The sequence below is a fragment of the Streptomyces sp. NPDC111628 genome, assembly GCF_055635195.1.
Window position 1 is genome coordinate 65529 of sequence record NZ_JBVKBZ010000001.1, and the last position, 12906, is coordinate 78434.

General features: G+C 70.1%; 15 protein-coding genes. 6 read left to right on the forward strand and 9 right to left on the reverse strand.

The genetic code is table 11. The features are described from left to right. Positions 1-41 precede the first annotated feature (41 nt). Positions 42-833, forward strand: coding sequence for an N-acyl homoserine lactonase family protein (locus tag ACZ7MF_RS00360; RefSeq protein ID WP_471473596.1), 792 nt, complete (start codon positions 42-44; stop codon positions 831-833). A 10-nt stretch (positions 834-843) separates the two neighbouring features. Here the strand turns inward: ACZ7MF_RS00360 and ACZ7MF_RS00365 are convergent, their stop codons facing one another. The 6 genes from ACZ7MF_RS00365 to ACZ7MF_RS00390 all read right to left on the reverse strand — a co-directional run bounded on the left by ACZ7MF_RS00365 (position 844) and on the right by ACZ7MF_RS00390 (position 4823). Then, positions 844-1305, reverse strand: a complete 462-nt coding sequence (locus ACZ7MF_RS00365) for a hypothetical protein (RefSeq protein WP_471473598.1) — start codon at positions 1303-1305, stop codon at positions 844-846. Continuing rightward, positions 1302-1757 (reverse strand): NUDIX domain-containing protein, encoded by a 456-nt coding sequence (locus tag ACZ7MF_RS00370; RefSeq protein WP_471475156.1) that lies wholly within the window; start codon positions 1755-1757, stop codon positions 1302-1304. The genes ACZ7MF_RS00365 and ACZ7MF_RS00370 overlap by 4 nt, the downstream gene beginning before the upstream one ends. A 136-nt stretch (positions 1758-1893) precedes the next feature. After that, positions 1894-2346, reverse strand: a complete 453-nt coding sequence (locus ACZ7MF_RS00375) for a nuclear transport factor 2 family protein (protein ID WP_471473599.1) — start codon at positions 2344-2346, stop codon at positions 1894-1896. Between the two features lie 319 nt (positions 2347-2665). Then, positions 2666-3685, reverse strand: a complete 1020-nt coding sequence (locus tag ACZ7MF_RS00380) for an RNA-binding protein (protein WP_471473600.1) — start codon at positions 3683-3685, stop codon at positions 2666-2668. Positions 3686-3793: 108 nt separating this feature from the next. After that, positions 3794-4207 (reverse strand): DUF5958 family protein, encoded by a 414-nt coding sequence (locus ACZ7MF_RS00385; RefSeq protein WP_471473601.1) that lies wholly within the window; start codon positions 4205-4207, stop codon positions 3794-3796. Between the two features lie 64 nt (positions 4208-4271). Next, entirely contained in the window at positions 4272-4823 is a 552-nt protein-coding gene (locus ACZ7MF_RS00390; RefSeq protein ID WP_471473603.1) for an SMI1/KNR4 family protein, read from the reverse strand. Between the two features lie 401 nt (positions 4824-5224). Here ACZ7MF_RS00390 and ACZ7MF_RS00395 point away from each other — a divergent pair, with 401 nt between their 5' ends. The 3 genes from ACZ7MF_RS00395 to ACZ7MF_RS00405 all read left to right on the forward strand — a co-directional run bounded on the left by ACZ7MF_RS00395 (position 5225) and on the right by ACZ7MF_RS00405 (position 6778). Continuing rightward, on the forward strand, positions 5225-5650 hold the full coding sequence (locus ACZ7MF_RS00395; protein WP_471473604.1) for a helix-turn-helix domain-containing protein: 426 nt from the start codon (positions 5225-5227) through the stop codon (positions 5648-5650). 22 nt (positions 5651-5672) lie between these two features. Continuing rightward, a complete protein-coding gene (locus ACZ7MF_RS00400; RefSeq protein WP_471473605.1) occupies positions 5673-6329 on the forward strand; it encodes a hypothetical protein in 657 nt (218 codons plus the stop codon). Between the two features lie 113 nt (positions 6330-6442). After that, complete coding sequence (locus ACZ7MF_RS00405) at positions 6443-6778, forward strand: DUF2516 family protein (protein WP_162833234.1); 336 nt, start codon at positions 6443-6445, stop codon at positions 6776-6778. Between the two features lie 45 nt (positions 6779-6823). On the opposite strand, the gene ACZ7MF_RS00410 is transcribed toward ACZ7MF_RS00405, so the two are convergent. The 3 genes from ACZ7MF_RS00410 to ACZ7MF_RS00420 form a co-directional block, all read right to left on the reverse strand. Further along, entirely contained in the window at positions 6824-8323 is a 1500-nt protein-coding gene (locus tag ACZ7MF_RS00410) for a PP2C family protein-serine/threonine phosphatase (protein WP_471473607.1), read from the reverse strand. A 238-nt stretch (positions 8324-8561) separates the two neighbouring features. Next, entirely contained in the window at positions 8562-9698 is a 1137-nt protein-coding gene (locus ACZ7MF_RS00415) for a C40 family peptidase (protein WP_471473608.1), read from the reverse strand. Between the two features lie 241 nt (positions 9699-9939). Further along, positions 9940-10755, reverse strand: a complete 816-nt coding sequence (locus ACZ7MF_RS00420) for a class I SAM-dependent methyltransferase (RefSeq protein WP_471473609.1) — start codon at positions 10753-10755, stop codon at positions 9940-9942. A gap of 267 nt (positions 10756-11022) precedes the next feature. Here ACZ7MF_RS00420 and mshA point away from each other — a divergent pair, with 267 nt between their 5' ends. Both mshA and ACZ7MF_RS00430 read left to right on the forward strand, forming a co-directional pair. Then, positions 11023-12396 carry a D-inositol-3-phosphate glycosyltransferase gene (mshA, locus tag ACZ7MF_RS00425; protein WP_471473611.1) on the forward strand — a complete coding sequence of 458 codons (1374 nt, stop codon included), beginning with the start codon at positions 11023-11025 and terminating at the stop codon, positions 12394-12396. Beyond that, entirely contained in the window at positions 12389-12895 is a 507-nt protein-coding gene (locus ACZ7MF_RS00430; protein WP_471473612.1) for a type III secretion system chaperone family protein, read from the forward strand. Before mshA ends, ACZ7MF_RS00430 begins: the two co-directional genes overlap by 8 nt. Positions 12896-12906: the final 11 nt, after the last annotated feature.

Here is a 12906-nt window from a genome sequence, read left to right on the forward strand (position 1 = left end):
GCGCCGCCCCCACCCGGGGCAGGTGCGGGATGGTGTGGCCCATGGCTGCGAGACTGCGGGTGACCACGGTGGACGCGGGACCCTTCACCATGCCGAAGGCGGACCTCATGCACGGGGCGACCGGCACCATCACCGTGCCCTCGACGGTGGCCGTGATCGAGCACGCCGCACACGGGCTGATCCTGTTCGACACCGGCGTCAACCACCATGTCGCGGACCCCGATGCCGCGGAGGCCTACTGGGGCGCCGGGCTCCGCGCGGCGTACGGTGCCCAGGCGTTCACGCGGCAGCACGCCATCGACGCCCAACTGGAACGCCTCGGCCACCGTCCGGACGACGTGGCGTACGTGATCTACTCCCACCTGCATCTCGACCACGCCGGCGGGATGAGCTACTTCCCCCGTGCCAGGCACGTGGTCCAGCACGACGAACTGCGCCACGCCTGGTGGCCCGACCGGTGGACCGCCCGCGGATACGCCTTCAACGACTACCGGGACACGCGGGACTACGACTTCCTCGAACTCCGCGGCGACACCGACCTCTTCCTGGACGGCACGGTGAACGTGATCCGCACCACCGGCCACACCCCCGGCCACCAGGGAGTCGTCCTCGACCTCGACCACCACGAACGGATCGCCTTCCTGGGGGACGCCGCCCATCTCCAGGAGGGGCTCGACCAGAACGTGCCCATGACCAGCGACTGGAACGTCCAGGAGAAGCTGCTCACCTACGGCCGGATCCGCGCGCTGGGCCGGGCCGGCGTCCGGACGTTCCTCTCCCACGACCCGCAACACTTCGCCGCCCTCCCACACGACGGCACCTTCTGGGACTGAGCTGTCCCGCTCAACCGCAGGCAGCAGGATGGTCCACCGGCGGAGCCGAGCCGGCAGGCGCCGTGGAGTCGGTCGCCATGCGCTGGCCGTCATGGATTGGCGCGCCGATCCGGCATTCCTGACTCGCGGTGAGGAGATCTTCGCCGAGGATGGCCTGCCTCCAGTGGACTGATGCGAACAAGCTGATCAGTGTGATGTGTTCGGGATATCCAGCTGCGATCCGCCAGGGGGCCGTCTTGTCCGGTTCGACCGTCGGTCCCTTGACTCGGACCAGGTCCTGGAGGAGTTCGACCCGGCGGTTGAGCCGGTGGTGGCGGTGGGCAAGACCGCTCCAGAGCTTGCCGGTGGCGTCCAGGCAGATGCGCGTGACAGTCGGGCCGAAGCGCCGTCGGAGCCGCCAGTAGCGGCGTTGGGCACGGATGACGTCAGGGGTGCGGGCCGGTGACCCTGACGCCTGACTGCCTGCTGTCACCTCGACGCGGTCCGGAACGCGAGATACTGGCTGAAGGCTTCGTGACTGTCAGGAGTGAAGCGCCACTTCAGCAGGGCCGAACGCAGCTCAGGTTCCGTCAGCCAGCCATACCAGGCGACCTCATCGCGATTGGGGACCACGGCATCCGGCACCACGGCTTCGTGCACGCCGAGCCAGTGAGGGCTCAAGCCGCTGCGGTTGAGGAAAGTGAACAGCAGGCGTGGCAGCGCACGAATGCCCAGCTCTTCGGCCAGCTCCCGCGCGGCGGCCTGTTCATAGGACTCGCCGACATTTGTGGCGCCACCTACCTGTATCTCATAGAGCCCGGGGAAGCGCGGTACCTGCTCCGACCGCCGGTGGACGAGGATCCGGCCACGATCATCACGACAAACTGTCACGGCCACCCGATGCAGCCACCCCTCCCGGATGGCCTGCCGGCGGCTGACCACCATCCCCAGCTCACGATCTTGATCGTCGACACGCTCCACCAGTTCGTCCACGACAGCACCCTGGCAGGGCCCACCGACAACGCAGCTTCCCGGTGACTCGCGGAACCGGACCAAAGAGCACCTGAGGCAAGGAGGCCGGTCACGCATTCTCAGCCGGCCGGGGCGGCGAGCCGGCCGGCGGCGAGGTGTCTTCGTATCGGATCTCGTAGACGCGCTCGGCGAACTTCCAGCCGTCGCTGGTGCGCTGGTAGCGGTCATGGTAGATGGCGTAGTTCAGCCCACCGCGGCCGTCGCGGCCACGCCCGATCTCTGACATGTATGCACGGCCGGACGCGGTGTCGCCGTCAAGCTGGATCATGCCCGGGTGCGTGTTCTGCACGAGGAAGTCCACAAGGTCCGGCACCCGCCTGCCCCAGGCGCGGATCGCCTCCTGGCCTTCGAGTTCAACGGGGATATTGGGCATCCGCAGCGCGCCGTCCGGTGTGAACAGCAAAGCGAGACGGTCGTAGTCGCGCATCATCGCCGCGTCGGTGAACTCACCGCGGATCGCCTCGATCTCGACGCGATCCGCGATGGCCTGAAAGTCACTCATCGTTTCCTCCTCATGGCCTTGAGCTCGGTGCACGAACGACACCGGGCTGCCATGGGTACGACGACACGGCTCTCCGGAATGTGACACGGCGCTGCTCAGAGCACACCGCAATGAGCATCCGCCGGCACGAACGGGAACGTGTGAGAACCCGACAGCTTCGAGGCGACAGGACAGTCGTCGCGCAAATACGGCTGTAGGGCCTCAGAATTCCTGGCCAAATCTCAGGCAGGATGCCCGCTGTCTGGCCACTGAGACACACACGTCAGCGGCGCTTCCCGTGGAGAGCTAGCGGCTGGCCGCCCGCGGTGGCCGTGAGAGCTCATCTGGCCGAGTCGCTGAGGGATTGTTCGGCCTGCCAGCGCGCACGCACGACTCCGTCTCGGTCGGGCATGACAGCGGAGAGTAGAGGGACACGCTCATCGGCGTACACGGGCAGAAGCGCTGCAGCGTCGGCATCGGATATTCGGGCAGCCAACTCCGGAAATTCGTCGTCGTCAGCGACGACGCTGTGGATCTGACCTTCCCTGTCCTGCCAGACGCCCTCGATGATGCCCTCGGTGGGAAGGGCGACGAGGATGGCGCTGACGTCGGAGGAGAGGGCTGGCCACACGGCCAGGCGAGCGCGGGGAGCGAGCCCGGCGCGAACCGTGTCGATGGTGTCGCACGTGAGGCGATGCCATCGCGAGGCGTTTTGGACGTATATCTCTTCCAAGAGTCCAGCGCGGCCGCAGTCAACTGCGCTGTGCAGGCCGGCCCAGAAGTCGTCATCGCCTGGCCGTAGGACGCCTTCCTCCTCGGGCTCGAAGTCGTAGGGGGAAACGTCCAGGTGTTCTGGGAACAGCCCGAGTTCGCGGGCGCGAGCTAGAGCTCCTTGGCAGGGTCGGCTGCTGCCGACGTAGAGGTACTGGTCCCACCCGACGTGCACTGCGAAAACGTCTTCCACCTCCAGCCGGCACCAGGCGCCGCTGTCGCGCAGCATGAGGCGAATCAGCTCCAGCCCGATGTCCAGCGGCATCTCTGCTCCGTCGTGGAAGTCGGCAAGACCGCCGGGAAGGAGCCTGTCGAGACCGAAGCCGTCCAGAGATCTCTCAACGCCGAAATGAGCAAGAGACGAGACCTCCGGCTCGCGGACAGACAGATGGTCGATGCTGGTGTCCGCGGCAAACGCCTTGACCGCCTGAAGATAGGCCGCCTCGATCTCGCCGTGATCGCTGATGGTGTCCTCGGTGCCGGTGTAGTGCCCGTGATCGTCACGGTCGGCGGGGTCGTACTTGCTGACGCGATAGACGTAGGGGAGCTGCACATCGCCATCTTCCAGCGCTTGCTGAGGAAGTGCCACGGTATTTGAGACAAGGGCGTCGGTGGGCCCCTCTGAGGCCCATTCGAATCTTGCTGGTCAGCACGCTGCGTCATGACACGAGCCGCGAGATCCTACAAGTGAGAGGGATCAGGCCGAGGCTTCGGGGGTGTCGACAGGCAGGCGATGCCACGCGTGGCCGCAACCGTCGGAGCAGGAGCGCTCTCGTCGGCGTTCGTCGGCGACGGCCAGCACTGCGATCAGTAGCCGGAATGACTTGAGGCGCTCGTCGTGCGGGGTGAGACTGGCGATCTTTCCGAGTTGCTGGTTGATCCGCCCCCGTGTGATCAGAACTGCCGGTGTGTGCGTGGCGCGAAGTCCGGCGCGTCGGATGCTTTCCGGGCCGTCCTCGGTGGTGGCGCGGGCCTGAATGCAGAAATGTGACAGGAGGCGCAGGATGTTGGACTGCTCTTCAGCGGAGAGGCTCTCGAACCACTCGATTCCCTGTGGCATCGGCCGAAGATCTTGGGCGAGTTCGTTGAGAATGATGTACGGATCAGCCATTCTCACGCCCCCGTTGCGCTCGATTCACAGTCTTTCCCGGTCATCCAAGCAGGCCCTCGGGTGCCTAGAAAGGCAGTTCGTCGGTTTCCAACGGCTCTGAGTACCTACGTACCCAGTGGCCGGGGAGGGCGGCGCAGAGCGACTCCAGGTCGGCGAACGTACTTCCCCGAACGTGCAGCCAGCTGTGGTCACTCCGTCCGTCGAGCCGCAAGAGCTTCCCCGGCGCGGAAAACCAGCACACGGGTGACTCTTCCTCCCCCGTCCACATCGGGTACTCGGGAAACTCCACGGGCGCGAACCGACTCGGCAGCTCTCGAATCAGGCTGGCGGGAAGTTCGCAGGCGTTGTAGAGCCGTCCTTCGCTGCCAAGCAGCGTCTCGCTGAGTACGAGCTCGACGCAGGCCAGGGAGACCCTGTCCAGGCAGCGGGCCCAACCGTCCCGTGACTGGACGAACACCGGCGGATCGTCCTGGCCGAGGTCCTGCAGCCGTACTCCCCAGAAGGCGCATCCCTGGTTCTCGCTGCGGAAGACGAGCACTCCACCGAACTCGTCGTGCACGAACAGCTCGGAAGGGCGCAGCAACGGGTCCTGATTGCCGGTGAGGTCGTGACGCATGCCGAGGAGCGAGTACGCCTCGCGCAACGCGGTCGGCAGCGTGAGCCCCAGCGTTTCCTCAGCTCTCTCCAACTCCTCCGCTCGCGTACCCACGCCGTCGGCGAGCGGGCTCCGCCCATGCTGCGGCAAACTCCCGAACGAAGGCCCAGGCTCGCGCCCTGTCGGTTATCCCAGCGCGCAGAGCTTGAGCGACATCGAACTCGTCAACCATGCGGTGGACCGTACGGGCCGGCCAGCTTCGTCGGGACTCCGCCAGGTCGTTTGCCAGAACCACTGGGATTCGCCACATCTACTGGGAACGGACAGTAACGCTTGGAAGGCACAGCCTCGCACCCGGGCGTGGGGACACTCTTGCAAGCAGGGTGCTTGCAATAGTTAGCGCGGTGCTGCATGGTGGAGGCATGGCATCGCTCAACGTCGGCAATCTCGGTGAGTACCTGCGCGAGCAGCGGCGCAACGCGCAGCTGTCGTTGCGGCAGCTCGCCGACGCCGCGGGCGTGTCCAACCCGTACCTGAGCCAGATCGAGCGCGGGCTGCGCAAGCCGAGCGCGGAGGTGCTGCAGCAGGTCGCCAAGGCGCTGCGGATCTCCGCCGAGACGCTGTACGTCCGCGCGGGGATCCTCGACGCGGAGCGGGACCGGGAGGACGTGGAGACGCGTGCGGTCATCCTCGCCGACCCCTCGCTGAACGAGCGCCAGAAGCAGGTGCTGCTCCAGGTCTACGAGTCCTTCCGCAAGGAGAACGGGTTCGGGACCGACGTGGAGCCGGGCGCCGACGCCGACATCGCCGTCGACGGGGCTGAAACGACACAAAACCCTCACTCGTAAGCAATTCCGAAGGACCATCACCATGGCCATCACCGACGACCTGCGCAAGACCTTCAGCGACCCCACCCCGCTCTACTTCGCCGCGGGCACCGCCGACCTCGCCTTCCAGCAGGCCAAGAAGGTGCCGGTGCTGGTGGAGCAGATGCGCGCGGAGGCCCCGGCGCGGATCGACGCCGTACGCAACACCGACCCGAAGGCCGTCCAGGAGAAGGCGACGGCCCGCGTCAAGGAGACCCAGGGCAGCCTCCAGGCCAAGGCCAACGAGCTGTTCGGCTCCCTCGACGCCGACTTCAAGAAGCTGGGCGAGACCGCCCAGGACCTCGCGCTGCGGTCCGTCGGCGTCGCCGCCGAGTACGCCGTCAAGGCCCGGGAGACCTACGAGAAGGTCGCCGAGCGCGGCGAGCACGCGGTGCGCACCTGGCGCGGCCAGGCCGCCGACGGCATCGAGGACCTCGCCGAGGACGTGGAGGACTTCGCGGTCGCCGTCGAGCCGGCCAAGCCCGCCCCGGCCAGGCCCGCGACGCCCAAGCCGGCGGCGCCCAAGCCGGCGACGGCCAAGTCCGAGCCGGTCCGGGTCACCGAGGACAAGTCCGCGGCGGCGAAGAAGACGCCCGCCCCGCGCAAGGCCCCGGCCAAGAAGAGCACCACCGCCAAGAAGACGACGCCGCCCGCCAAGTAGGGCAGGGCGCGAGGAGCGGGGAGCGGGCCGGGCACCCTTGGGGTGTCCGGCTCGTTCTGCGGGTACGGTGACCGCGTAATGACGATCCGATTCTGGTGGTGGACGTTGTGCTGATGCAGGGGTTCGCAGGCTTCATGTGGCTGCTGAGCATCGCCCTGATCCTTTTCAGCGGCTTCGCTTTGATCGACGCCGCCACGCGCCGCGAGGACGCCTACCGCGCGGCCGACAAGAAGACCAAGCCCTTCTGGCTGGTCATCCTCGGGCTCGCCTTCGTGGTGAACCTGATCTTCAACATCCTGTCGTTCCTGCCGATCATCGGCCTCATCGCGACGATCGTGTACATGGTCGACGTACGGCCCGCGCTGCGCGGTCTGTCCGGCGGCGGCCGCAGCAGCCGCCGCGGCTCCAGCAGCGACGGTCCGTACGGCCCGTACAACGGCGGACGCTGACCGGCATCCCCGCGCGCGGGGTCACCGGAACCGGGACCGGGCGGCTCAGGCCGTCCGGTCCAGCAGGACCACGGCCAGGTCGTCCGCCAGCTCGCCGCCGTTGAGCTCGCGGACCTCGTTGACGGTCGCCCGCAGCAGTTCCTCGCCGGTCAGACCCTCGGCACGCTGACGGCGGACCAGCTCCACCATGCCGTCCTGGCCGAGCCGCTCCCGGCCCCCGCCGACATGGCCCTCGATCAGGCCGTCGGTGTACAGCATCAGGCTCCACTCGGCGCCCAGCTCCACCTGCATCCGTGGCCAGCGGGCGCCCGGCAGCAGCCCCAGCGCCGGGCCGTTGTTGTCGTAGGGCAGCAGCCGTGCGGGCATGCCCGGGCGGCTGAGCAGCGGGGACGGGTGCCCGGCCAGGCACAGGCCCGCGCGGCGGCCGTCGGGGGAGATGTCCACGGCGCACAGCGTCGCGAAGATCTCGTCGTCCGAGCGTTCGTGCTCCAGCACCTGCTGGAGCGTGCCGAGCAGCTCGTCGCCGCACAGCCCCGCCAGCGTCAGCGCCCGCCAGGCGATCCGCAGCTCCACGCCGAGCGCCGCCTCGTCCGGGCCGTGCCCGCAGACGTCGCCGATCATGGCGTGCACGGTGCCGTCCGGGGTGCGCACGACGTCGTAGAAGTCGCCGCCCAGCAGCGCGCGCGAGCGGCCCGGGCGGTAGCGGGCGGCGAAGCGCAGCGGGGAGCCGGCCAGCAGCGGGGTCGGCAGCAGGCCGCGTTCCAGACGCCGGTTCTCCTGCGCCCGGAGCCTGCCTTCGGCCAGTCGGCGCTCCGCCGAGTCGGACCGCTTGCGCTCGACGGCGTAGCGGATCGCCCGGCTCAGCAGGCGGCCGTCCAGCTCGTCGCGGAACAGGTAGTCCTGCGCGCCGACCGCCACCGCCTCGGCGCCGCGCTCGGCGTCGCTGGAGGAGGTGAGGGCGAGTACGGCGTGCCGGGGCGCCAGCTCCAGGACGTGCCGGAGCACCGCCAGCTCGTCGTCGCCCTCGTCGTCGCCGCCGTTGCCACCGCCGTCGGTGCTCGGGCGGGCCGCGGCGGGGGCGGGGGCCGACAGGGCGAGGTCCAGCAGGATGCAGTGGACGTCGTCGGTCAGCAGCCGCCCGGCCTCGGTGAGGTTGCGTGCGGTGCGGACGCGGATCGGCTTGCCGGCCTGGTCGAGCAGGTCGGGCACGATCGGCGAGCCGGCCGGATCGTCCTCGATCAGCAGCACCGTCAGGTTCGTGGGGGCAGCGCTCTCGGTCCGGACGGCGGGCGTCCGGTCGGTGCCGGTGCCGGTGCCGGTGCTGGTGCCGGGGCTGGGGCTGGTCTCCGTGCTGGTGTCCGTGGGCTTCTCGCGCTTCTCCGTGGGGTTCTCTCGGGTGTTCTCTCGCCGGGTGGCGGCGTTCTCGGCCTGGTGCGTCCCGGGCGGGGCCTGTTCCTTGGAAGGGCCGCTGTCCGGGGACGCGGCGGGCGCCTGACCACACTCCACGGCCGGGATCGCCCTCTGCCGCGGTACGGGTACGGGCATCGTCTTGGTTTCCTTCCCTCCCCCCGAGGGCATGGTGGGGCGAGGGACCTCGACCCACCGACGGGGACCATAGCGGGTGACCGCACCGCTGCGGAATGGTCCAGAACACGTCGGGCGGCCATCGGCCACTGTCATATGCCGCGTTTTCCCCCGCACTTGGACACGTCGGCCCGGGCGCGGGGATGACGAAGGTCACGCGGGGCGGGCGCCGCGCGTGGACTGGGTCACGTGGCCCGCGTCACTCCTTGGGGGTGGACGCCTGCTCCGGGGCCGTGTCCGGCCGGACCACGCCGAGGATCGGCATCGAGCCCGCGCCCGCGACGGTGATCGAGCGCCCCGGACGCGGGGCGTGCACCATGGAGCCGTCGCCGACGTACATGCCGACGTGGCTGGCGTCGTCGAAGTAGATGATCAGGTCGCCGGGGCGCATGTCCTCGACGTCGACGTGCCTGAGCTGCTTCCACTGCTGCTGCGAGGTGCGCGGGATCGTCTGTCCGGCCGACACCCAGGCCTGCGAGGTCAGGCCGGAGCAGTCGTAGGACTTCGGGCCCTCGGCGCCCCACTGGTACGGCTTGCCGATCTGGGCGGTGGCGTACTCGACCGCCTTGCGGCCCCGCTCGGTCGCCCCGGCGTCGAGGTCCTTCAGGATGCCGGAGTCGAGCCAGGCGGTCTGCGCCTTGGCCTGCGCCTCGCGCTCCAGCCGGGCGAGGCGCTCCTTCTCCTCCTTCTCCAGCTCGGACTCCAGCTTCTCGGCCGCCGCGATCTGCTTCTCGATCTTCTTCTGGGCGGTGGCCTTGGTCTTGCGGTTCGCCTCCAGCTCCTTGAAGCGGGCGGAGGCGTCCGCCGCGTAGGCCTTCAGGTCCCGCTGGGCGCGGGTCAGCTCGCCGAGCAGGCCCTTGGTGGCACGCTGGCCCTGGACCACCCGGCCGGTGCCGTCGAGGAAGTCCTCGGGGTCGTCGCTCAGGATGAGCTTCGCCCCGTCGGGCAGGCCTCCGGTGCGGTACTGGGAGCGGGCGGCGGCTCCCGCGCGGTCCTTCAGCCCGTCCAGCTTCTCCTGGCCCTTGACGATCTTCTTGGCCAGCTCGACGATCTCGGCGTTCTGCTTCTCCGCCTTCTCCTCGGCGGCGTTGTACTCCTCCGTGGCCGAGGCCGCCGCGCGGTAGAGCTTGTCGAGCTTCTTGCGTACGGCTTCCAGGTCCTTGCCCTTGCCGGGTGTGGCGGCCGGGGCGCCGGCCGACGCCGACGGTGAGGGCGACGGTGACGACGAGGCCGAGGGGCCCGGGTCCGCGAACGCCGTGCCCGGTGCCGCCAGCACCGTGATCGCGCAGACCACGGTCACGGCAGCCGTCGTCAGGCCACGCTTCCCCGTACGCATACCTCGCCCCCAACCTGATTAACCGTCAGTAACATAGCCCGCTCGGGGGATCGTGCCATGCCGGCGCGAAAAGCGACAGAGGCCGTGCATTCCTCCCGCTTCCCCTCGATTGCTTCCCCTCGGTCGCTTCCCCTCGTTTGCCCCTCGTTTGCTTCCCTCGGTGTGTGACGAACGCCGCACGGAGATCGTTCCCGGTCGGCGGCCTCCCGCCCGGCCACGCTCCCCCGTCCGTGCCGCGGGCTCAGGCGCGGGGCGCCAACGCCTCCCACCGCACCGTCACTTCGCCCTGCCGCCACCGCACCGGCCCGTCCGTCACCGGCCAGTCGGCCGTCAGGTCCCGCACCGCCCGCATCCACCGCTGCCGGGCCCCGTAGGAGGCGTAGGGCGCGGCGGCGGCCCAGGCGCGGTCGAAGTCGCGCAGGAAGGCGTGCACGGGCTCGCCGGGGACATTGCGGTGGATGAGCGCCTTCGGCAGCCGTTCGGCCAGGTCGGAGGGCTGGTCCAGTGAGCCGAGCCGGGTCGCGAAGGTGACCGTGCGCGGCCCCTCGGGCCCGAGCGCCACCCACACGTGCCGGCGCCCGATCTCGTCGCACGTCCCCTCGACCAGCAGCCCGCCGCGCGAGTGCTCCGACGCCGGTGCGAGCCGCGCGCACAGCCGCTGCCAGACGGCGGCGACCTCGCCCTCGTCGTACTGGCGCAGCACGTTCGCCGCGCGGATCAGCAGCGGGGGCGCGGAGACGGGGACCTCGAAGCCGCCGTGCCGGAAATCGAGCCCCGCGCGCGCGTACGGCCGGGCCGCCGCCACCCGGGCCGGGTCGATCTCGACGCCCACCACGCGCGCGTGCGGAGCGACCGTGCGCAGGCGGTGCAGCAGTTCGACGGCGGTCCAGGGCGCCGCGCCGTAGCCGAGGTCGACGGCGACCGGGTCGGCGGCGCGGCGCAGTTCGGCACCGTGCGCGGCCGCGATCCAGCGGTCCATGCGGCGCAGCCGGTTGGGGTTCGTCGTCCCGCGCGTGACCGTGCCCACGGGGCGGGCGGCGGTGGCGCGGGGTGGCATGCCTATGAGGATATGCGGCCGGGGACAGGTGGCCGGCCGTCCGGCATTCGGCCGCGGAATGGTGGTACCCGCACACCACGGCGGGTGGGGAGGGACGCGAAGGCGGGCGGGGGACTCGAAGAGCTCTCGAACGGTTGAGCGATCGGCGGTAATGATTCGGCAAAGGTCGGAAAACCGGAATGGAGCACCGCCCGTCCGGTGTTCCCAACCCTTGGAGGGCAACCCAGGTCCTCCGACCGGCATGCCCGCAGCGAGGAGGAACGGCTCGTGAGCCAGTACGTCAGCAGGCTCGGGCGTCGCTCACCGGCGGCCTCCCCGCGGCTGAGGCTGAACCGAAAGCCTCGCCGCGTCGCCATGCTCTCCGTGCACACCTCACCGCTCCACCAGCCCGGCACCGGCGACGCCGGAGGCATGAACGTCTACATCGTGGAGCTGGCGCAGCGCCTCGCCGCCATCAACATCGAGGTCGAGATCTTCACCCGGGCGACCACCGCCGCCCTCCCGCCCGCCGTCGAACTGGCCCCCGGCGTCCTCGTCCGGCACGTCGACGCGGGCCCGTACGAGGGGCTGGCCAAGGAGGAGCTGCCCGCCCAGCTCTGCGCCTTCACGCACGGAGTGATGCAGGCCTGGGCCGGTCACCGCCCCGGCCACTACGACCTCGTGCACTCCCACTACTGGCTCTCCGGCCACGTCGGCTGGCTCGCCGCCCAGCGCTGGGGCGCGCCCCTGGTGCACGCCATGCACACCATGGCCAAGGTCAAGAACGCCAACCTGGCCGACGGCGACACCCCCGAACCGGCCGCCCGCGTCATCGGCGAGACCCAGATCGTCGCCGCCTCGGACCGGCTGATCGCCAACACGGCGGAGGAGGCCGACGAACTCGTCCGCCACTACGCCGCCGACCCCGACAAGGTCGCAGTGGTCCATCCCGGCGTGAACCTGGAGCGGTTCCGCCCCTTCCCCAAGGGCCGCGTGCCCGGCCCGGGACAGCACGGCAACGCCCGCGCCGCCGCCCGCGCCCGCCTCGGCCTGCCCCAGGACGCGCTGATCCCGCTCTTCGCGGGCCGCATACAGCCCCTGAAGGCGCCGGACATCCTGCTGCGCGCCGTCGCCGTCCTCCTCGACGAACGCCCCGAGCTGCGCTCCCGCATCGTCGTCCCCGTCGTCGGCGGCCCCAGCGGCAGCGGCCTCGCCAAGCCGGAGGGCCTGCAGAAACTCGCCGCGCGGCTCGGCATCGCCGACGTCGTACGCTTCCGCCCGCCCGTCGGCCAGGAACAGCTCGCCGACTGGTTCCGGGCCGCGTCCCTGCTGGTCATGCCGTCGTACAGCGAATCCTTCGGCCTGGTGGCCATAGAGGCCCAGGCGGCCGGTACGCCGGTGCTCGCCGCCGCGGTCGGCGGCCTCCCGGTCGCCGTGCGCGACGGACACACCGGCCGCCTCGTCCACGGCCACGATCCCGCGGAGTACGCGCGCGTGCTGCGCGATTTCGCCGACAACCCCGAGCTGACGCCCCGCATGGGCGACGCCGCCGCCCGGCACGCCCAGTCCTTCGGCTGGGACAGCGCCGCCGCGACCACCGCCGACGTCTACACGGCCGCGATCCAGTCGCACCGCCGTCGCGTACGCTCGCACCATGGCTGAGGCACCACAGCAGAAGGCAGCGCAGGTCCTCGAGGAGACGCTGAAGGACGCCGAGCTGGAGTGGGAGAGCCCCGAGCCCGGCACCTACGTCGTCAAGCTCCCCGGCACCCGCAAGCTGTCGACGACGGTCTCCCTCCTCGTGGGCCGGCACTCGCTCTCCCTCAACGCCTTCGTCGTCCGCCACCCCGACGAGAACGAACCGGCCGTCCACCGCTGGCTGCTGGAACGCAACCTCAAGCTGTACGGCGTCGGTTACGCCGTCGACCGCCTCGGCGACGTCTACGTCACGGCGAAACTCCCCCTGGCCGCCGTCACCCCCGACGAGATCGACCGCCTCCTCGGCCAGGTCCTGGAGGCCGCGGACGGCGCCTTCAACACCCTGCTGGAGCTGGGCTTCGCCTCGGCCATCCGCAAGGAGTACGAGTGGCGCACCGCGCGCGGGGAGTCGACGCGGAACCTGGAGGCGTTCCAGCACCTGATCGAGCGCTCCGGCGACTGATCGGGCGCTCC

Coding starts and splice junctions, on each gene's coding strand:
- ACZ7MF_RS00360 (WP_471473596.1), top strand. CDS start 42: ATGGCTGCGAGACTGCGGGTGACCACGGTGGACGCGGGACCCTTCACC.
- ACZ7MF_RS00385 (WP_471473601.1), bottom strand. CDS start 4,207: ATGGCTGATCCGTACATCATTCTCAACGAACTCGCCCAAGATCTTCGG.
- ACZ7MF_RS00395 (WP_471473604.1), top strand. CDS start 5,225: ATGGCATCGCTCAACGTCGGCAATCTCGGTGAGTACCTGCGCGAGCAG.
- ACZ7MF_RS00370 (WP_471475156.1), bottom strand. CDS start 1,757: ATGGTGGTCAGCCGCCGGCAGGCCATCCGGGAGGGGTGGCTGCATCGG.
- ACZ7MF_RS00390 (WP_471473603.1), bottom strand. CDS start 4,823: ATGCGTCACGACCTCACCGGCAATCAGGACCCGTTGCTGCGCCCTTCC.
- ACZ7MF_RS00405 (WP_162833234.1), top strand. CDS start 6,443: ATGCAGGGGTTCGCAGGCTTCATGTGGCTGCTGAGCATCGCCCTGATC.
- ACZ7MF_RS00375 (WP_471473599.1), bottom strand. CDS start 2,346: ATGAGTGACTTTCAGGCCATCGCGGATCGCGTCGAGATCGAGGCGATC.
- ACZ7MF_RS00430 (WP_471473612.1), top strand. CDS start 12,389: ATGGCTGAGGCACCACAGCAGAAGGCAGCGCAGGTCCTCGAGGAGACG.
- ACZ7MF_RS00415 (WP_471473608.1), bottom strand. CDS start 9,698: ATGCGTACGGGGAAGCGTGGCCTGACGACGGCTGCCGTGACCGTGGTC.
- ACZ7MF_RS00410 (WP_471473607.1), bottom strand. CDS start 8,323: ATGCCCGTACCCGTACCGCGGCAGAGGGCGATCCCGGCCGTGGAGTGT.
- ACZ7MF_RS00420 (WP_471473609.1), bottom strand. CDS start 10,755: ATGCCACCCCGCGCCACCGCCGCCCGCCCCGTGGGCACGGTCACGCGC.
- ACZ7MF_RS00400 (WP_471473605.1), top strand. CDS start 5,673: ATGGCCATCACCGACGACCTGCGCAAGACCTTCAGCGACCCCACCCCG.